At 41.4% G+C, this 19,345-nt stretch carries 15 protein-coding genes and 1 pseudogene; 11 read left to right on the top strand and 5 right to left on the bottom strand.

Features of this window, described 5'->3' with window-relative positions:
• The first annotated feature begins 317 nt into the window (after positions 1 to 317).
• Both VF675_RS07640 and rnhB read left to right on the top strand, forming a co-directional pair.
• A complete protein-coding gene (locus VF675_RS07640; RefSeq protein ID WP_004971594.1) occupies positions 318 to 704 on the top strand; it encodes a hypothetical protein in 387 nt (128 codons plus the stop codon).
• Positions 705 to 793: 89 nt separating this feature from the next.
• Positions 794 to 1,378, top strand: a complete 585-nt coding sequence (rnhB, locus tag VF675_RS07635) for a ribonuclease HII (protein ID WP_286380757.1) — start codon at positions 794 to 796, stop codon at positions 1,376 to 1,378.
• 156 nt (positions 1,379 to 1,534) lie between these two features.
• Here the strand turns inward: rnhB and csrA are convergent, their stop codons facing one another.
• The 3 genes from csrA to alaS all read right to left on the bottom strand — a co-directional run bounded on the left by csrA (position 1,535) and on the right by alaS (position 6,079).
• Positions 1,535 to 1,789 (bottom strand): carbon storage regulator CsrA, encoded by a 255-nt coding sequence (gene csrA / locus VF675_RS07630; protein ID WP_004971589.1) that lies wholly within the window; start codon positions 1,787 to 1,789, stop codon positions 1,535 to 1,537.
• A gap of 250 nt (positions 1,790 to 2,039) precedes the next feature.
• Positions 2,040 to 3,320, bottom strand: coding sequence for an aspartate kinase (locus tag VF675_RS07625; RefSeq protein ID WP_004971586.1), 1,281 nt, complete (start codon positions 3,318 to 3,320; stop codon positions 2,040 to 2,042).
• Between the two features lie 65 nt (positions 3,321 to 3,385).
• Positions 3,386 to 6,079, bottom strand: coding sequence for an alanine--tRNA ligase (gene alaS / locus VF675_RS07620; protein WP_440205021.1), 2,694 nt, complete (start codon positions 6,077 to 6,079; stop codon positions 3,386 to 3,388).
• Between the two features lie 450 nt (positions 6,080 to 6,529).
• Here alaS and VF675_RS07615 point away from each other — a divergent pair, with 450 nt between their 5' ends.
• The 6 genes from VF675_RS07615 to VF675_RS07590 all read left to right on the top strand — a co-directional run bounded on the left by VF675_RS07615 (position 6,530) and on the right by VF675_RS07590 (position 12,219).
• Positions 6,530 to 7,564, top strand: coding sequence for a type I glyceraldehyde-3-phosphate dehydrogenase (locus VF675_RS07615; RefSeq protein WP_096901062.1), 1,035 nt, complete (start codon positions 6,530 to 6,532; stop codon positions 7,562 to 7,564).
• Positions 7,565 to 7,699: 135 nt separating this feature from the next.
• Positions 7,700 to 8,014, top strand: coding sequence for a hypothetical protein (locus VF675_RS07610; RefSeq protein WP_004971580.1), 315 nt, complete (start codon positions 7,700 to 7,702; stop codon positions 8,012 to 8,014).
• 164 nt (positions 8,015 to 8,178) lie between these two features.
• On the top strand, positions 8,179 to 9,345 hold the full coding sequence (locus VF675_RS07605) for an ATP phosphoribosyltransferase regulatory subunit (protein WP_096901061.1): 1,167 nt from the start codon (positions 8,179 to 8,181) through the stop codon (positions 9,343 to 9,345).
• A gap of 69 nt (positions 9,346 to 9,414) precedes the next feature.
• A complete protein-coding gene (locus VF675_RS07600) occupies positions 9,415 to 10,734 on the top strand; it encodes an adenylosuccinate synthase (RefSeq protein WP_178318488.1) in 1,320 nt (439 codons plus the stop codon).
• Between the two features lie 237 nt (positions 10,735 to 10,971).
• Positions 10,972 to 11,280: a hypothetical protein gene (locus tag VF675_RS07595; RefSeq protein WP_168542510.1), complete on the top strand. Its 309-nt coding sequence runs from the start codon at positions 10,972 to 10,974 to the stop codon at positions 11,278 to 11,280.
• A 156-nt stretch (positions 11,281 to 11,436) separates the two neighbouring features.
• The gene (locus tag VF675_RS07590; RefSeq protein WP_004971571.1) at positions 11,437 to 12,219 is read left to right on the top strand and encodes a M48 family metallopeptidase; all 783 of its coding nucleotides are present in this window, start codon (positions 11,437 to 11,439) and stop codon (positions 12,217 to 12,219) included.
• A gap of 169 nt (positions 12,220 to 12,388) precedes the next feature.
• On the opposite strand, the pseudogene VF675_RS07585 reads toward VF675_RS07590, so the two are convergent.
• A pseudogene (locus VF675_RS07585) lies at positions 12,389 to 13,438 on the bottom strand (NADP(H)-dependent aldo-keto reductase).
• Between the two features lie 204 nt (positions 13,439 to 13,642).
• Positions 13,643 to 14,347, bottom strand: a complete 705-nt coding sequence (gene crp / locus VF675_RS07580; protein WP_004971566.1) for a cAMP-activated global transcriptional regulator CRP — start codon at positions 14,345 to 14,347, stop codon at positions 13,643 to 13,645.
• Between the two features lie 148 nt (positions 14,348 to 14,495).
• Here crp and VF675_RS07575 point away from each other — a divergent pair, with 148 nt between their 5' ends.
• From VF675_RS07575 to VF675_RS07565, 3 genes are all read left to right on the top strand, one after another.
• Complete coding sequence (locus tag VF675_RS07575; protein ID WP_070156041.1) at positions 14,496 to 14,918, top strand: OsmC family protein; 423 nt, start codon at positions 14,496 to 14,498, stop codon at positions 14,916 to 14,918.
• 311 nt (positions 14,919 to 15,229) lie between these two features.
• Positions 15,230 to 17,809 (top strand): ATP-dependent chaperone ClpB, encoded by a 2,580-nt coding sequence (gene clpB / locus VF675_RS07570; RefSeq protein ID WP_004971561.1) that lies wholly within the window; start codon positions 15,230 to 15,232, stop codon positions 17,807 to 17,809.
• Between the two features lie 228 nt (positions 17,810 to 18,037).
• Positions 18,038 to 19,324: a DUF945 family protein gene (locus tag VF675_RS07565; protein ID WP_440205020.1), complete on the top strand. Its 1,287-nt coding sequence runs from the start codon at positions 18,038 to 18,040 to the stop codon at positions 19,322 to 19,324.
• Positions 19,325 to 19,345: the final 21 nt, after the last annotated feature.

Raw genomic sequence — 19,345 nt, 5'->3', positions numbered from 1 at the left:
GACTATTGCCAAGTTTCATAACGCAATCTGAGAAAGTTTTAGCCACAGCCTTTCAGGACAAGCATATTTTTTGCTGCTATTGCGTTATGAGTCAGTCATTTAGAATGACTAATTTCCTGCCTCATGCTTTATATCGGCTAAAAAACGTTGCGAGATATATCTCTCATGTCGCAAACATAGAAGAATTATCAACAGCCTCTAGCCTAAGCACTTGAATGTAGAAATTGCAAAAAGCTATTCCTTCGTCAAACAAGTTTAGGCACAATAGCGGCATTGTTTCACTCAAATGACTTGAATATTAAATACAGGAAATATCCATGAAAAAACTACTTGCTGTATTGGCACCTATCGCTTTGGTTTTATCTGCATGTACCACCACTACAGGTACTACTACAGGAACGACAACTGCACCGACAGCAACTCAACAATTGGGTATGGCGGCGATTAAAATTGCAATTAATGCCAAGTGTGTGACTGAATTAAACAACATTCCTGCATGGCACACTGCGACACGTGTTATGACACCAACGCAAAAGCAAAATGTTCAAGCGGAAATTTGTGGTTGTGTCAGTGAAAAAGCACCACAAAACGTAACTGCAGTAGATTTAGCCACCGCAGCAATTGACCCTGCTGCACGTGCAACCATTGTGAGCAATGCGGTATCTCGAACCATTAATGCATGTGTGGCAGAAGCAGTAAGATAAGTTTACTGATTCTGTAAAAGTAAAGATCATGCGTGGTGACTCGCATCGTGAGATAGGCTGAAGATTTCAGCCTATTTTTCTGGAAAAAGATGATGAAAATTGCAGGTGTAGATGAAGCAGGGCGTGGGCCTTTAGTGGGTTCTGTTGTCGCTGCGGCAGTTATTTTAGATCCGAATAACCCGATTGAAGGTTTAAATGATTCTAAAAAACTGACAGAAAAAAAGCGTGAAAAGTTATTTGTTGAAATTCAGGAAAAGGCTTTGGCTTGGGCAATTGCAGAAGCATCTGCAGCCGAAATTGATGAACTGAATATTTTGCAAGCGTCGTTATTGGCGATGCGTCGTGCGGTGGAAGCCTTATCTATTCAACCTGAGCATGTCTTGGTCGATGGCAATAAAATTCCACAAGGTTTAGCAATGTCTTGTGACGCAGTTGTTGGGGGAGATGCATTGCATGCAGAAATTTCAGCAGCTAGTATTTTAGCTAAAGTGGCGCGTGACCGTGAAATGGTATTGCTTGATCAAGCATTTCCACAATTTGGTTTTGCTCAACACAAAGGTTATCCAACCAAAGCACATTTTGAAGCCATTGCACAGCATGGTGTAATTGCGGCACATCGACGTAGTTTTGCACCTGTGCGTAAGGCTTTAGAGTTAATGGAAAACTCACAGTAATTTTCATGCAAAACTTGTGCTGAGTTGCCTGTAAAATAGTCTTTACATGCTTCGAATCAGCGAGCAACTCTGAAATGATGCGAGTTTTTAAAAAGCATTCAGCAGAAAAATTTAAAGCGGCAAATGAGCCGCTTTATATTCAATTACCTTAATCGTTTAACGATTAAAGTCATTTTGCGAGTAGTTATCTTCTTCAAATGAAGGTTGATAATCTTGATCTAAATGTTGCAAATGCTCATGCATGGCACGCTCGTGTTGAATACGTTGATAGATTTCTTCACGATGAACCGATACTTCTTTCGGGGCATTTACACCAATACGAACTTGGTTACCTTTGACACCAAGCACAGTCACGCTGACTTGGTCCCCAATCATTAATGTTTCTCCGACACGTCGGGTCAGAATCAGCATGTTTATCTCCTTGCAAAATGCTAAACCTGCATTGATTTTTAAAGCAATTTAAAAGTCACAACCAAATAAAAACCAGTAAATTTTAACGGAACGTATCATTATTTATTTTATAAGATACAGCGCTGCCAAAATTTATGAAAGCATGTTGCTCAATATAACAGAGCCACTATAAAAAAAACTATAGTGGCTCTATTTTTTTGTACTTTTTCGCAAAATTTGTCAGACAATTACATTTTCTGACAGGGGCGTATTAAGCGCGTGCGCTAGACTCACCGCTTTCACGATCTAGACCAAATACAGTGTGTAAAGTACGTACTGCAAGCTCTAAATAGTTTTCTTCAATAATGACTGAAATTTTAATTTCAGAAGTAGAAATCATGAGAATGTTAATGCCTTCATCTGCAAGGGCAGTAAACATTTTGCTTGCAACACCTGCATGTGAACGCATACCTACACCAACGATAGATACTTTCACGATGTCGCCACGTGTAGCCACTTCACGCGCACCAATTTCTTTAGCTGTTGCTTCAAGGATTGATTTTGCTTTGGCAAGTTCGCCACGGTTTACAGTAAAGGTAAAGTCAGTTGTACCATCTTCTTCTACGTTTTGGATGATCATGTCGACTTCAACATTGGCAGCGCCAATAGGTGACAAGATTTTAGATGCAATACCTGGCTCGTCAGGCACACCTAAAATAGTTAATTTTGCTTCGTCACGGTTAAACGCGATACCTGAGATGATAGGTTGTTCCATGTTGTCTTCCAATTCAGTAGTAATGAGTGTGCCGACATTTTGTTTAAAATCTTCGTCGAATGCGCCATCATTGTCATTATCAAAACTTGATAATACACGTAAAGGTACTTGGTATTTACCTGCAAATTCAACCGCACGAATTTGCAATACTTTAGAACCTAAAGAAGCCATTTCTAGCATTTCTTCAAAAGAAATACGATCTACTTTTTTGGCTTTTGGTGCAACGCGTGGGTCTGTGGTGTAAACGCCATCTACGTCAGTGTAAATTTGACATTCATCGGCTTTCAATGCAGCAGCAAGTGCAACGCCAGAAGTATCAGAACCGCCACGACCTAAAGTCGTGGTGTTACCTTCAGCATCAAACCCTTGGAAACCAGCAACCACAATCACACGGCCTGCGTCTAGGTTTTCAGTTAACACGTCAGTATTAATCGCTTCAATACGTGCTTTGGTAAATGCGCTGTCAGTTTGAATACCAACTTGGCGACCAGTTAGTGATTTTGCTGCAACGCCAATAGAATTCAGCGCCATCGCTAACATCGAAATCGTCACCTGTTCGCCTGTAGACACCATTTGGTCTAATTCACGCGGATCAGGGGTTTCGGTAATGGCTTTCGCGAGAGCGAGTAGGCGATTGGTTTCGCCACTCATGGCAGAAACGACAACCACTACTTTGTGGCCATGATCATGCCAGCGCTTCACACGACGAGCAACATTTAAAATGCGCTCGGGAGTACCCATTGAGGTACCGCCATATTTTTGAACGATTAGTGCCATAGTTGTTCCATATAAGCCATGACCCCGAATTTACCTGCTCAGGGTCAGTTACACAAAAAGTGAGATTATTTTGCCGCAAGCCAAGCAGTTAAACCTGCCATCACCGTTGCAAAGTTCTCGTTAAGTGGCGCGCCACCTTGTGCCAAATCAGGTTTACCACCACCTTTACCACCTAGTTCTGTAGCCAAGTGTTTGATGATGTCTCCTGCTTTAATCGTAGCAGTAAAGTCTGGTGCAACAGAAGCGATTAAGCTGACTTTATCGCCTTCTACAGCTGCAAGTACAATCACTGCTTGGTCGAGTTTGGATTTTACACCGTCGTGCAAATTACGCAGTGATTTTGCATCCATATTTTGTACAATGGTAATGAGCGTGGTACGTCCAGCAAGTTCTTGTACTTGACTTAAAAGTTCAGCTGCTTGGAAGTGCGCTAATTTTTGATTGAGCTGTTCAATCTGCTTTTGAAGGCTAGATGCTGTATCGACCAATGTATTCACTTTTTCTAAAGTTTGGTCTTTTTGTGCTTTCAACAAAGCATTGATGCTGTTGATATCGCGTTCAGTTTTTTGAACGGCTTCAACGGCTTTGCTGCCTGTAATTGCTTCAATACGACGTACACCAGCTGCAACACCACCTTCAGAGATGATTTTGAACAGACCAATATCACCTGTACGTTTCACGTGAATACCGCCACAAAGTTCAATGGAGAAGTTTTTATCTTCAATGATTGAACCCATAGAAAGTACGCGAACTTCATCGCCATACTTTTCACCAAATAGCATCATTGCGCCTTTGGCTTTGGCTGCTTCAATATCCAGTAATTCAGTAGAAACTGCGGTATTGGCAATGACTTCTGCATTTACCAAACGCTCAATTTCTTGCAATTGTTCAAATGACACAGGTTGGTCATTGGCAAAGTCAAAACGTAAAATATCAGAAGCAACCAACGAACCTTTTTGCTGTACGTGTGCACCTAAAACTTGACGTAGGGCAGCGTGCAATAAGTGTGTTGCAGAGTGGTTGCGTGCAGTAGCTTCGCGGATGTCTGCTTTTACAATCGCTTCCACCGCTTGCGCAGCTTTTAAACTGCCCATGGTAACAATACCTTGATGAACAAAAGCACCGCCAGATTTTTTGGTGTCTTGAACTTCAAAAATACCTGTTTCGTTTTTGAATAGACCTGTATCACCAATCTGACCACCGCTTTCTGCATAGAACGGGGTTTGATTGAGTACGATTAAAGCTTCATCGCCTTCAACTACTTCATCGACTTGTTCGCCATCTTTATAAATAGCCACAATTTGACCCTGACCAGTCGTTGCGTCATAGCCATCAAATTGAGTTTCACCTTCAACTTTTACAATTGAGTTGTAGTCAACTGCAAATTTACCTGCATCGCGTGCACGTTGACGTTGCGCTGCCATTTCAACTTCAAAGCCTGCTTCGTCAATGGTCAAGTCGCGTTCACGTGCAATATCTGCCGTTAAATCTGTTGGGAAGCCGTAAGTGTCATATAGTTTAAATACCACTTCACCAGGAATGACCGAGCCTTTAAGCTGTGCCAATTCACCCTCAAGCAATTTCAAACCTTGCTCAAGCGTTTTGGCAAATTGTTCTTCTTCTTTTAGAAGTTGCGCTTCAATACGCGCTTGATTTGCTGCAAGTTCAGGATAAGCTTGACCCATTACTTCAATTAAAGGCTGAAGCATTTTGTGGAAGAATGAACCTGTTGCGCCAAGCTTGTTGCCGTGACGTACTGCACGACGAATAATACGACGCAATACATAACCACGACCTTCATTCGATGGATTCACGCCATCGGCAATTAGGAAGCAGCAAGAACGAGCGTGGTCAGCAACTACTTTGAGTGAAGCAGGGTAGTCTACAGGCTTGCCAGTTTGCTGTGCAGTTACTTCAAGAGCAGTCGTGTCTAAACCAATAATCTGTGCTGCATTTTTGAGTAAGTGCTGGAACAGATCAATTTCGTAGTTAGAGTTGACGTGTTGCAATACTGCAGAAATACGCTCCAAGCCCATGCCTGTATCTACAGACGGTGCTGGAAGTGGGTGCAATACGCCATCTGCAGTACGGTTAAACTGCATGAATACGTTGTTCCAGATTTCAATGAAACGGTCGCCATCTTCTTCTAGTGTGCCTGGTAAACCGCCCCAAATATGATCGCCATGATCATAGAAAATTTCAGAACAAGGGCCGCAAGGACCTGTATCACCCATTGCCCAGAAGTTGTCTGAAGCATATTGGCCACCTTTGTTATCGCCAATACGGATAATACGAGAAGCATCTAAACCAATTTCTTTGTTCCAGATGTCAAATGCTTCATCATCGGTGTGGTAAACCGTGGCATATAAACGGTCTTTTGGTAGCGCTAACCATTGTTCGCTGGTTAAAAATTCCCAAGCAAATTTAATTGCATCACGTTTGAAATAATCACCAAACGAGAAGTTACCCAACATTTCAAAGAAAGTATGGTGACGTGCGGTATAACCCACATTGTCTAAATCGTTATGTTTACCGCCTGCACGCACACATTTTTGTGACGATACAGCACGTACATAATCACGTTTTTCCAGCCCAAGAAAACAGTCTTTAAACTGGTTCATACCTGCATTGGTAAATAACAGGGTTGGGTCATTGGCGGGTACTAGAGAACTCGATGCGACACGTGTATGCCCTTGCGATTCAAAGTAACGCAAAAATGCTTCACGAATTTCAGCTGATGTCATAAAACGAGTACTCACAACCAAGTCACTCCATAAATTCCGATTTGGCTAAACGCAAGACAGTCTGACAAAAAATAATTCTTTGCTGTCATGCAGGCTTAAAATTTTAAAAACGCCAAATTATAACGGAAAAAGCCACTATCACCAATCATTTTAGCGTGAATTGATGACAATTCTGAATCAATCTCTGTTGCTGTGCGCAGAATAAATCTTTTGAATAGAGGATGATGGAAAATTGCTGACGAAAGTGGGGCATGATGAGCTGTTGTTGAATGTTTGTGCGTAGGCGAGAGTGTCAAACTAATCAACCACAAGCTGAAATTGTTAGATGGGTATTTTGAGTTTGCCGAATTAATCAGCAAATTAAGTGAAAAATCCCAGAATTGATCTGATTTTTTTCAGTAAGGCCTCAAAATCTATTAACATAGTCTGTGCTTAAATTTTGATTTCATTATGAAAGGATCAGTCATGCAACGAGTGGCAATCAATGGCTTTGGTAGAATCGGGCGCAATGTGCTGCGGGCTTGGTTTGAAAATCCCAAAGACTTTCATTTTGAAATCGTCGCCATAAATGACATTGCCGATGTAGAAACCTTGGTTCATTTATTTAAATATGACAGTACCCATGGTCGTTTTAAAGGACAGGTGGAAATTAGCCTCGAAAATGAACAGATTTTTTTGAATATTTCTGCAGGTTTGGCGCAATTAAAAGTTCAGGTGTTGAATCAGGCTCAACCTGCGCAATTACCGTGGCAAGCCTTAAATGTTGATGTGGTATTGGAATGTACAGGGTTGTTCCGTTCCCGCGAGGCGGCAACGCAGCATATTACTGCGGGCGCCAAACGTGTAATTATTGGTGCTGCACCATTCGATACTGTAGATGCTGCGATTGTTTATGGTGTGAATCATCATGAAGTCAAAAGTACCGACCAAATTATTTCCAGCGTATCTTGTACCACGCAGGCTTTAGTACCATTAGTTAAAATCATTGATGATGCTTTCGGAATTGATACCGCATTAATGACTGAAATTCATGCAGTCACAGCCGATCAAACTGTATTGGATCAAGCACACCGTGATTTACGTCGTGCGCGTGCATCAGGGCAAAATATTATTCCTACAACTTCATCTGCCTTGGGTGCATTAAAACAAGTCATGCCAAAAATGGCAGATCGGATTGATGGTTACTCGATTCGTGTACCGACCATTAATGTTGCAGCTATTGATTTAACTTTTATTTCTCAGTCACCAATTACGGTGCACAAATTGAATCAGGTGTTGTGTGCTTCGGCAGCGCATGATTATGCCGAAATTATGCAAGTGACCGATGAGCCTTTGGTATCGAGCGACTTTAACCATTCACCTTATTCTTTAATTGTCGATTTAAGTCAAACCATGGTCGTGGGTCATCAAGCCAAAGTTTTTGCGTGGTATGACAACGAGTGGGGTTATGCCAACCGTTTACTAGATTTGTGTGAATCTTTTAGTCAGCGGGCGGTGTAAGCGGCTACTTTTTAAGACATATACAAAGTGTGAAAAGCGTGTAATAGTGATGACAGATTTTACACTTCGTATTCACGGTTAATTCACTGATTGATATAACAAAGTTTGCATAGAAAATTTGAATAGAGTAGTGGCATGATGATTATTTTATTGTGGGGATTTATTTTTTTGCTGGCACTTGCTGTCATTTTTCTGATTTGGTTGCAATTTAAAAATCAGGCAGACAGCAGCAGCGACGTGCAACATCAACAGCAAGTCGAGCAAAAAGTATTACATTTAGAAGAGCATCTAAAAAAGACGTTGGAGATCATGCAGGATTTGGCTAAAAAGATGCAGGTTCAGCAAGATGCACTCGATAAAACTGTGCAAAAAACCGCACAGCTTGAAATGCAAAATGCTGAGTTGGTCAGTTTATTGGCAAAGGCGGTCAAATCAAATCAGGACTTTTAAATGACGGCTTTGAAAGATGTGGTGTATTCATATTTTTTACCGCATATTTCAGAAAAAGTCAGGTGCATGAGCAAAAGTATCATGCTAAACTAGGAGAAATCGGGTGTGCTCCCGATTTTTTTATGCGGATTCGTTCCGCGCAAACAAGAATTTAGGTTTACAACATGCCCATTTCAGAGACATGGTTATTACCTGATGGTGTAGCTGATGTATTACCAGAACAAGCGCAAGTGATTGAAAGCTTGCGTCGTAAGTCACTGGATTTCCTCGCATCTCGAGGTTATCAGTTGGTGTACACGCCATTCATAGAATACATTGAATCTCTATCTTCTCTTTCAGAATCGAATCAAGATTTAGACCTTGCCACATTTAAAGTCATCGACCAGCTTTCAGGTCGTTTGCTGGGTGTGCGTGCCGATATGACACCCCAAGTGGCGCGTATTGATGCGCATGTACATCCTGTAGATGGCATTGCACGTTACTGCTATGCAGGTACGGTTTTACATACCAAACCACAAGGTTTTAATACCACACGTGCACCATTGCAATTGGGTGCAGAGTTATTTGGTTCAGACAGCATTGATGCCGATGTAGAAATGGTTGATCTGATGCTCAGCTTGCTAAAAGAAGCAGGTTTGGCAGAAGGTGTGCATTTAGACTTGGGTCATGTCGGCTTGTTCCGTAGCTTGGTTAAACAAGCAGAATTAAGCAAAGCCACTGAACGTCAATTGTCAGATTTATATCAGCGTAAAGCATTGCCTGAATTGGCAGAATTTACCCAAGATTTAAATTTCGGTTCAGATTTTTATGCTTTAGGTCGCTATGCCAGTGATTTAACTGCTTTGCAGGCTCATTTAAGTGCTGATGTGTTGGAAAATACCGAATTTAAGCAAGCGTTTGAAGCCGTGAAAGCAACACAAGCTGAAATTCAGGCACGTTGGCCAAACTTGCATATTGGTATTGATGTGGTTGAGCTGCGTTCTTATCACTATCACACAGGTTTAATGTATGCAGTGTATGCGCCAAATCGTGCTGCACCATTGGCACAAGGCGGTCGTTATGATGGCATTGGTCAGCATTTCGGACGTGCGCGCCCTGCAACAGGTTTCTCTTGTGACTTGTTTGTATTAAGTGCAGGTCGTTTTGAATCATCGTCTGTTGTTGTTGCGCCTAAAGGCTCACAACCTGATTTAATCGCGGCTATCCAAAACACACGTGCGCAAGGCTTTAGTGTAATTCAATTGTTGGGTAATGATGATTTAAACTCGGTTCCATACGCAACGCACCAATTGGTTCTTGCAAATGGTGAGTGGACAGTCGAAAAAATTTAATCGCCAAGGCATGTTTCATGTTACAGGTCTTGGTTTTCAATTTTAACAGCATGATGTAATGAGGCTATTATGGGCAAGAATGTTGTGGTACTTGGTACCCAATGGGGCGACGAAGGTAAAGGTAAGATCGTCGACCTGCTCACAGATCAGGCGGCGGCAGTCGTTCGTTATCAAGGCGGACACAACGCAGGCCATACTCTCGTGGTTGGTGGTAAGAAAACTGTATTACACCTCATTCCATCAGGTATTTTACGTGAAAACGTACTGTGCTTAATTGGTAATGGTGTAGTACTTTCTCCTGAAGCACTCATTAAAGAAATGGGTATTTTGGAGCAAGAAGGCGTGCCAGTGAAAGAGCGTTTACGTATTTCACCAAACTGTCCGCTTATTTTGCCGAACCACATTGCACTTGACCAAGCACGTGAGAAAAAACGTGGTAATGCCAAAATTGGTACAACAGGTCGTGGTATTGGCCCAGCTTATGAAGACAAGGTTGCACGTCGTGCGATTCGTGTTGCTGACTTGGTTCGTGGCGGTGAAGCATTACGCGCTCAATTGGCTGAATTATTGGATTATCACAACTTCCAATTGACACAATACTACGGTGTTGAAGCAGTTCAGTTAGATGAAGTTTTAGCGCTATGTGACCAATGGCGTGAAGTGATTGCACCATTAGTGGTTGATGTAACGACTGAAATTCATAATTACCGTAAAAACGGTGACAACATTATGTTTGAAGGTGCGCAAGGTTCATTGCTTGATGTTGACCACGGTACTTATCCGTATGTGACTTCATCGAATACAACTGCGGGCGGTGTAAGCTCTGGTTCAGGCTTAGGTCCATTACATTTAGACTACGTTTTAGGGATTACCAAAGCTTATACCACACGTGTAGGTGCAGGCCCATTCCCAACTGAGTTGGTGTATGACGCAGCAAATGACGTAGGTGATGCGATTGGTAAACACTTAGGTACTGTGGGTCACGAGTTCGGTGCTTCTACAGGTCGTCAACGTCGTTGTGGTTGGTTTGATGCCGAAATTTTACGTCGTTCAGTCGATGTAAACTCACTGTCTGGTATCTGCTTGACCAAGTTAGACGTATTGGACGGTTTAGAAGAAATCAAAATCTGCGTAGGTTATGAAAATACCGATTCAGGTTGTGTAGGTTCTTCTGATGCGCTTGCATACGAAAACTTAAAGCCAATTTACGAAACAATGCCGGGTTGGTCTGAGTCGACTGTGGGTGCGACCAGTGTAGAACAATTGCCTGAAAATGCAGTGAACTACATCAAACGTCTTGAGCAGTTAATTGAATGCCCAATCGACATTATTTCTACAGGCCCAGACCGCGCAGAAACTATTGTATTACGTCATCCATTTGATGCTTAAGTTGTTGTGCTTTGACATAACACTCAAGTTCAGATGATGTACTCAGCCCTGTCTAAATGATGGGGCTTTTTATTGCTGTTGTTTCAGTTTCAATAGCGACTCATTTTGGGAATCATTGTAGATGATGCTGAGTGAGTTGTTTTTCAAGACTAAAGTTGCAGATGACTGGCGCTGTGCAGAGCAGGGTGGCTTGTTACAATGGCTTTAGAAAATTAAATTTAATTAAGGTTATGCAGGATGCATAAAAATATTACCAGTACGATTTTTTATTCTTTATTGTTTGCGATGGGCGGCGCACCGACCATTGCCATGATGCTGATTTTATCGCAAAAGCATGATCCGAATATTATGTATCAGGCGTTTATTGGTTTGAGCGTTATTTTTGCCTGTATTTTGGTGCCACTGATTCTGATTCAAAATGCTTACCTACTCTACAAACGCAAAAATCCAGAAATGGAAGAAAAAGTAGAAGTGGTGTCTAAAATTTACTTGGGTTTAAATATTTTCTGTTTAGTATTTTGGTTGTGTTATCAATTTCTTTACTAGGGTAGTGATTGATCGCTCAAACATACAATCTGTACACAGCTTAGGCGTTGTTTACATAAATGATATGTTTATGAAGTGATTATAGATTTAAAGCCTTGAATTGATTTCATATAATTGATTGGTATGAAGATAGCTCGCAAGGCGGAGATTATTATAATGAACAAAAAACTGATGTTAAGTTTATGTGCCGCAGGCGCAATCACAGTTTCAGGGTGTACGACTGTTGCAGACATGGCGGGTGCAGATACTGCGACCTTAAATGCAACTGCTACCAAAAGCTATAATGAAATGGTGCAAGACGCACGCAATAAAAATCAGTTAGACACAAGCTCCACCACGTATAAACGTATCAATACTGTGTTTCAGCGTTTGATCCCACATGCCAATCAAATGAACCAAACAGGTCAGCCTTTCCAGTGGCAATTGGCGGTACTTAAGTCTGATCAAGTCAATGCTTTTGTCGCACCTGGTGGTAAAGTGGTGTTCTACACTGGTATTGTGAATAAACTGAATTTAACTGATGCTGAAATTGCCGCAATTATGGGGCATGAAATGGTGCATGCTTTAGAAGAACACGCGAAAAGTAAAATTGGTGCACAGGCTTTAACCAATATTGCCTTGAACGTAGGTTTAAGTGCGGCAGGCAATAACGTTGGTCAATTGGGTGCAGCAGCAGCGCAATTGGGTACCCAAATTGGGATTGGCTTGCCATATTCACGTAATTTGGAAAGTCGTGCCGATCAGGGTGGTTTAATGCTGATGGCGCGTGCAGGTTATAACCCACAAGCTGCAATTACCCTTTGGGAAAAAATGAACAAGCTTGAAGGTGGCGGCGGTGCGTCCTTCTTATCGACTCACCCATCGAACAGTCAGCGTATTGAAGCAATGCGTAAAAACTTGCCAGCAGCACAAGCGCTATATAACCAAAGTCGTCGTTAAGATGACCTCAGCCAGTTCAACTGGTTAAGATAAAACACAAAAAAGATGCGCATGGTTTTATGCGCATCTTTTTTTATGAAGACTTTTTGACTTTAAACAGCATAAAAATGATGAGTTATTGCTGAGTTCATATTTTTAATTTCATTTTAAAGCAGTGCTTAAAATAAAATTAGGGCGCTGGATTGGGTTGTTGACGATGAATGGCTTCAATGCCTTGTAAAATTTCATCTGATAAGGTGATGTCAAAGGCATCAATATTTTCTTTGAGTTGCGCCATATTCGTCGCGCCAATAATGGTACTTGTCACAAAAAATTGCTGCTTGATAAATGCCAGCGCCAGTTGCGTCAAACTCAAGCCGTGTTGTTCTGCAAGTTGGGCGTATTGCTCGGTTGCCCATTCGCTTTGTGGATTACTGTAACGGCTAAAACGTGAATATAGCGTGACACGTGCATTGGCAGGGCGTGCGCCATGACGGAATTTACCAGTTAAATAACCAAAAGCCAAAGGTGAGTAGGCGAGTAGTCCAACACCTTCATAATGGGCGATTTCAGACATGCCAATTTCATAAGTACGATTCAGCAGGTTATATGGATTTTGTACGCTGACAAATTTACTTAATCCTAATTGTTCTGCCAAGTGTAAAAACTTCATGGTGCCCCAAGGGGTTTCATTCGACAGACCTATATAGCGAATCCGTCCTTTTTGAATTTCTTGTTGCAACGCGGTTAAGGTTTCAGCAAGGTCGGTTACTTCTTGCGTATTTTGTGCTTCTTGGTTGCCATAACCAAGTTTGCCAAAAAAGTTGGTTGGGCGTTGTGGCCAGTGCAGTTGGTATAAGTCGATATAGTCGGTTTGCAGGCGTTTTAAATTGCCATCCAGTGCAGAATGAATATCCTCTGCGTTAAAGCGGGTTTTGCCGTCTCGAATATGACTGCCGCCTTGCGAAGGGCCTGCAATTTTAGAGGCTAAAAATAATTTGTCACGTCCGCCACGTTGCTGTAACCAATTGCCAATGATGGTTTCGGTTGCACCTTGAGTTTCTACTTTTGGTGGTACGGGATACATTTCTGCGGTATCCTAAAAATATAAGTCTCGTTCTAGCGCATAATCGAGTTGTTGAAAGGCTTCTTGCTGGGTATTTTGTTCACCAAATGTCATGGTGCCTAAACAGATTTCTGGAACTAGAATGCCTGTTTTTGCCAATGGTTTAAATTGCATATTGTCTCTCGCTCAAGATTATATGTATATATTGATGTTACAAGAGCTGAAACCATTTTGCGCCACTTGTGGCTGCGAAAATTGCTACTTCATTGTAGTGACAGCAATAATGGTATTTTGATAATTGAAAATGGTAAAAAGTTAACAGCTGGTAATAAAAAAGCAAATCCGAAGATTTGCTTTTTTAATGAGCATATAGATGGTTTACTCGTCATCAAAGTTGCCATCAGTGGATTCATTTTGCTCCAAAGAAGCATCAAAAATCAGAATGGCTTTACCATCAGTTTCAATCATGCCTTGTTCTTCAAGTGTTTTTAGAACACGCCCGACCATTTCACGTGAACAGCCGACAATACGACCAATTTCTTGGCGTGTAATACGAATTTGACGACCGTTTGGCAAAATCATGGCTTCTGGTTGCGCAGAAAGATCAATCAAGCAACGTGCAATACGACCAGACACATCTATAAAGGCAAGGTCAGTTACCTTACGTGTAGTATTTTTTAAACGACGTACCAGCTGTGCAAAAACGGCATAGCTTAAGTCAGGATATTGTTTGCTGAGTTCGTGGAAGTTTTCATAAGTAATTTCTGCAATTTCACAGACATCACGAGTACGAACTTCTGCAGTACGTTGTGGATTCGATTCAAACAGACCCATTTCCCCAAAAAAGTCGCCTGGATTCAAATATGCCACAACAATTTCGCGATCATCATCTTCGCGAAGAATAATTGATACTGAACCTTTTAAAATCAAATATAACGATTTAGATTCAGTCCCCGCATCAACAATAGTTGTCCGTTTTGGATAACGGTTGATGTATGCACGTTTTAATAATGCTTTGACTGAGTCAGGCAGTTGTCCAGGGGACAATGCATCAGTGCTCAGCTGTGAAAAGTTTGAAGTCATGCTAACGGTTCCGAAAATGGATAAATAATAGATCGCACAAGACCTAGTCTGAACTTGTCACACAGTAGAGATGAAATTCCTTATCAACTCAAGTTATGTTAGTGTACAAATACCCGTGTCAATTTATAGTTTTTTTTAGGTAGTTGCAATGCAAACAAGTGTTCAGTGGTTAGAGAACGTTGCTTTTGAAGCCAAATCAGAAAGTGGTCATTCTGTAGTGATGGATGGATCCGCAGAATATGGTGGTGAAAACCGTGGTCCACGTCCTATGGAGTTAATCTTAATGGGACTTGGTGGTTGTGCTTCATTCGATATTGTGACTATTTTAAAAAAATCACGCCAAGAAGTGACGCATGTTGAATGTCAGTTAACAGCAGAACGTGCCGATAGCATCCCTGCAGTGTTCACCAAAATTCATTTGCATTTTGTGGTCAAAGGCAAGGCTGTTAAGGAAAAGCAGGTCGCGAAGGCGGTTGAACTTTCAGCAGAAAAATACTGTTCTGCCAGTAAAATGCTATCTGATGGTGGTGTTGAAATTAGCCATGATTTTGAAATTATTGAACAAGATTAAGCTTTGACTGATAGGTCATACAATGGTTGGTATATTTTGCCAATCATTGTAACTAAATATTTCAAATGGCATAAATAACAATCAAAAGCCTTTAATTGATTGATATGCAAGTGTATGTCAATGACTCAACTAAAATAAAAAATTACCAGACTAAACTTGAAATTTACTTTAATCAGTCCAATATTATTACTGAAATCTATCTGTTAATTTTAATTAAGATTTTGAAAAATATATAAAAAATTTAATTGAAATTTACGCCTGCGTTCCCATATATCCATCAAGTACACAATTTGTTGTGAGGAATAACAAGAATGCGTTTTGAAAAGTTTACCAACCGACTACAGCAAGCTTTATCCGATGCCCAATCTCTTGCAATAGGGAAAGATCATACTGCCATTGAAGGCATTCACTTATTGGCGACTTTGCTCGAAGAAGCTTCCAATGTCAGTTTATTACAACAAGCAGGCGCCAACCTACGTGATTTGCAAAGCAAATTACAGCAAGCGATTGCTGATGCACCGACTTTGGCCAATCCAACAGGCGATATCAACTTAAGTCCAGATGCGGTTAAAGCCTTGAATTTGGCTGACAGTTTTGCCCAAAAAGCAGGTGATGAGTTCTTGTCAACCGATTGGTTGATGCTGGGTTTGACCGAAGTGGGCGCGACCAAAACACTACTGAACAGTGTAGGCGTGACCTCAGATAGTTTGCGTAGCGTGATTGACAAAATTAGAGGGGATGAAAAAGTCATGAGCAATAATCACGAAGATCAACGTGACTCACTCAATAAATATACCATCGATTTAACCGAACGTGCGTTGGCGGGCAAGCTAGACCCTGTAATTGGTCGTGATGATGAAATTCGCCGTACCGTTCAGGTGTTGTCACGCCGTACCAAAAACAACCCAGTACTCATTGGTGAACCTGGTGTGGGTAAAACTGCGATTGTTGAAGGTTTGGCTCAGCGTATTGTGAATGGTGAAGTGCCTGAAAGTTTAAAAGGTAAACGTGTTTTATCTTTAGATTTGGGCTCATTGTTGGCAGGTGCGAAATATCGCGGTGAGTTTGAAGAACGCCTAAAAGCGGTCTTAAAAGACTTGGCGAAACAAGAAGGTGAAGTCATCTTATTTATTGATGAATTACACACACTTGTGGGTGCAGGTAAAGGCGATGGTGCCATGGATGCAGGCAATATGTTGAAACCTGCATTGGCACGTGGCGAATTGCGCTGCGTCGGTGCCACTACTTTAGATGAGTATCGTCAATATATTGAAAAAGATGCAGCTTTAGAGCGTCGTTTCCAAAAAGTATTGGTTGATGAGCCAAGTGTAGAAGACACCATTGCAATTTTACGAGGTCTGAAAGAACGCTACGAAGTGCACCACGGGGTTAAAATTTTAGATTCGGCGATTATTGCCGCCGCTAAAATGTCGCACCGTTATATCACTGACCGTCAACTTCCCGACAAGGCAATTGATTTGGTGGATGAGGCAGCGTCACGGATTAAAATGGAGCTAGATTCTAAGCCTGAAGCCTTAGATAAATTAGAGCGCCGTTTAATTCAATTAAAACTGCAACTTGAAGCCGTGAAGAAAGATGAAGATGCAGGCAGCCGTGCTGAAGTTGCACATCTGGAAAAACAAATTATTGAAGTTCAAAATGAATACAATGATTTGGAAGAAGTTTGGAAAGCGGAAAAAACCTTGGTTGAAGGCACTAAGCAAATTCAGACTCAGCTTGATCAGGCACGTATGGCATTGCAAAAAGCGCAGCGTGAAAATGACTTGGCGGAAATGTCACGTTTACAATACGGTGTGATTCCTGAGTTGGAAAAACAACTGGCACAAGATGAGTTGGTTGAAGAGAAAGAAGAACCAAAATTATTGCGTAACAAAGTTACGGACAATGAAATTGCTGAAGTCGTGAGTGCTGCAACGGGCATTCCTGTATCGAAAATGCTGCAGGGTGAACGTGAAAAATTGCTACACATGGAAGATTTCTTGCATAACCGTGTGGTGGGGCAAGATGAAGCTGTGGTGGCGGTGTCGAATGCGGTACGTCGTTCACGCGCAGGTTTGTCTGATCCTAACCGTCCAAGTGGTTCGTTCCTGTTCCTTGGCCCAACAGGGGTAGGTAAAACAGAATTGACCAAAGCGTTAGCGAACTTCTTGTTTGACAGCGATGACGCCATGATTCGGATTGATATGTCTGAATTTATGGAAAAACACTCGGTCAGCCGTTTGGTCGGTGCGCCTCCAGGCTATGTCGGTTATGAAGAAGGTGGTGTATTAACCGAAGCAGTACGTCGTAAACCGTACAGTGTGGTGCTGTTTGATGAGGTGGAAAAAGCCCATCCAGACGTATTTAACATCTTGTTGCAGGTGTTGGATGATGGACGCCTAACCGACTCGCAAGGTCGCGTGGTGGACTTTAAGAACACTGTAATTGTGATGACTTCTAACTTGGGTTCACACGAAGTACGTGAATTGGGTGACAATCCAACACGTGAAGAAGTGCGTACCGTGGTCATGGCCGCAGTTTCACAACATTTCCGCCCTGAGTTTATTAACCGTATTGATGAGTTGGTGGTGTTCCATTCACTAGAAAAAGCACAAATTCGTGGCATTGCCGATATTCAATTGGATCGTTTACGTGCGCGTTTAAGCGAACGCGACTTGAGCTTGTCGATAGACGATACTGCATTTGATCAATTGATTGAAGCAGGTTTTGACCCAGTCTACGGTGCGCGTCCATTGAAACGTGCAATTCAGCAACAAGTGGAAAACACATTGGCGCAAAAAATCCTCGCAGGTGACTTTGTTGCAGGTGATACGATTTTAATTAAAGCTGAAAATGGTCATTTGCTGTTTGAAAAAATGAAACTCAGCTAATTGGCTATGTGTAAGCAACTTTTAAGAAACCCAGCTTCGGCTGGGTTTTTTATGACTGACAATTTAGGTCACATAAGTAAAATTTTTGGTAAAAAATGACAGCTATTTTTAATATTTTGTGATGAATATTATATTTAAGTGATTTATTTGCAAAACAATTATCTTTTTTAAAGAAGATTAATTATAATTTATTGTTCAATAAGAATAGATAAATTCTGAGCAGAATCTATGTCAAAAATAGTATGGGGTGGAATGGGGGTTGCAGTGTTGGCAGGAGCTGTCACTGCAGGAAATTTATATGCAGATAAGAGCCTGCGTGAGCATTATCAACAAAATTTAAATCCTGTACCCAATGTGAGCGTCCAATATACGGACTACGACATGGGGACTTTAACAGGTACTGCCAAATGGAAAATGACCATTATTGCAGACCCATGTAATGCTAAAGAAAAACTGGTGTTTCACGGACAAGATCAAATTCAGCGGACATGGAAAGGTTACCAAATTGATTCTAAAATGAATCTGGAACAAGGGCAGGGACAATTTTCCGAGTTCTTTCAGCAGCCTCTAAATAATGTGACAACGCAAGTGAATTGGTTGGGTGTATCGACCACGAAATTGAGCATACCTGCTATAGAGAAAAAAGAAGCAGGACTTGAAGCTAAATTTTCTCCTATGCAGATTGAGTTTCAGGCGAAACAAAGTCAGGGGCAGCAGAAAATTGTAAATATGAGTTTTGATGTGCCTCAATTGACGGTGCTGGATCAATTTGGACATCTTCAAGTAAAAGGCATGCAGTTTAAAACCAATCAGGCTTTGAATGTGCAGTCTTTAGAGCCGGGCTATTTCCAATTCAGTATTGCAGAAATGCAGCGTCAAGACCCAAAAGCAGTGGGTTCAGGCAAAATGAAAGACTTCAGTTGGCGTATGGATACTCAACTGCATGAGCGCACGGTAGATATTCAATCGAAATTTAAAATTGCCGAGTTAGGTTTAAATAATGTGCCTGCCATGCAAGACCTGCAAGTGAATTGGGATGTTAAAAACTTGCAGCGCAGTAAAATGCAGACGTTTCTTGATATTGTGCAAAAACAAAACAACTCATGCCTAGAAGCGGAAAACTTTGAGAAAGAAGTTCAACAAGCCTTGTTGGCTGTGATTAATGAGGGCTTTCAGTTCGAATCCAAGAAGAATCAGTTGAAATTAGGCACAGGCAGTATTCGGGCAGATTTGGTTGGTAAAGTGATGCCAGGGCATCAAACCACTGTAGAAGGCTTAGCGAAAATGTTCCCAAGTTTATTGGAAATGCAAACCGATGTGAGTTTTAACAAGCAAGTGGTCAAAACCATTATGAATAATTATATGAATGCTGCAGGTAAAAGCATGTCTGATCAAGAGTTGGAACAGATACTCAGTGCGATGCAAAGCAATCAGCAAATTCAACGTGATGGTGATGAATTTAAACTGTCGATGCATTATCAATATGGTGAAAAGAAGTTTTTAACTGGTCAATAATCTAGATACTGATCTACGATA

It is taken from the genome of Acinetobacter sp. Lyrl_1 (genome assembly GCF_051948795.1).
In the GTDB taxonomy this organism is placed as follows: domain Bacteria; phylum Pseudomonadota; class Gammaproteobacteria; order Pseudomonadales; family Moraxellaceae; genus Acinetobacter; species Acinetobacter towneri.
The sequence above is the reverse complement of the archived record's forward strand: the minus strand, read 5'-3'. Positions and strand labels throughout refer to the sequence as shown.

Excerpts from the sequence above, each read along its gene's own strand:
- VF675_RS07640 (WP_004971594.1), top strand. The coding sequence starts at position 318 with ATGAAAAAACTACTTGCTGTATTGGCACCTATCGCTTTGGTTTTATCT.
- rnhB (WP_286380757.1), top strand. The coding sequence starts at position 794 with ATGATGAAAATTGCAGGTGTAGATGAAGCAGGGCGTGGGCCTTTAGTG.
- csrA (WP_004971589.1), bottom strand. The coding sequence starts at position 1,789 with ATGCTGATTCTGACCCGACGTGTCGGAGAAACATTAATGATTGGGGAC.
- VF675_RS07625 (WP_004971586.1), bottom strand. The coding sequence starts at position 3,320 with ATGGCACTAATCGTTCAAAAATATGGCGGTACCTCAATGGGTACTCCC.
- VF675_RS07615 (WP_096901062.1), top strand. The coding sequence starts at position 6,530 with ATGCAACGAGTGGCAATCAATGGCTTTGGTAGAATCGGGCGCAATGTG.
- VF675_RS07610 (WP_004971580.1), top strand. The coding sequence starts at position 7,700 with ATGATGATTATTTTATTGTGGGGATTTATTTTTTTGCTGGCACTTGCT.
- VF675_RS07605 (WP_096901061.1), top strand. The coding sequence starts at position 8,179 with ATGCCCATTTCAGAGACATGGTTATTACCTGATGGTGTAGCTGATGTA.
- VF675_RS07600 (WP_178318488.1), top strand. The coding sequence starts at position 9,415 with ATGGGCAAGAATGTTGTGGTACTTGGTACCCAATGGGGCGACGAAGGT.
- VF675_RS07595 (WP_168542510.1), top strand. The coding sequence starts at position 10,972 with ATGCATAAAAATATTACCAGTACGATTTTTTATTCTTTATTGTTTGCG.
- VF675_RS07590 (WP_004971571.1), top strand. The coding sequence starts at position 11,437 with ATGAACAAAAAACTGATGTTAAGTTTATGTGCCGCAGGCGCAATCACA.
- crp (WP_004971566.1), bottom strand. The coding sequence starts at position 14,347 with ATGACTTCAAACTTTTCACAGCTGAGCACTGATGCATTGTCCCCTGGA.
- VF675_RS07575 (WP_070156041.1), top strand. The coding sequence starts at position 14,496 with ATGCAAACAAGTGTTCAGTGGTTAGAGAACGTTGCTTTTGAAGCCAAA.
- clpB (WP_004971561.1), top strand. The coding sequence starts at position 15,230 with ATGCGTTTTGAAAAGTTTACCAACCGACTACAGCAAGCTTTATCCGAT.
- VF675_RS07565 (WP_440205020.1), top strand. The coding sequence starts at position 18,038 with ATGTCAAAAATAGTATGGGGTGGAATGGGGGTTGCAGTGTTGGCAGGA.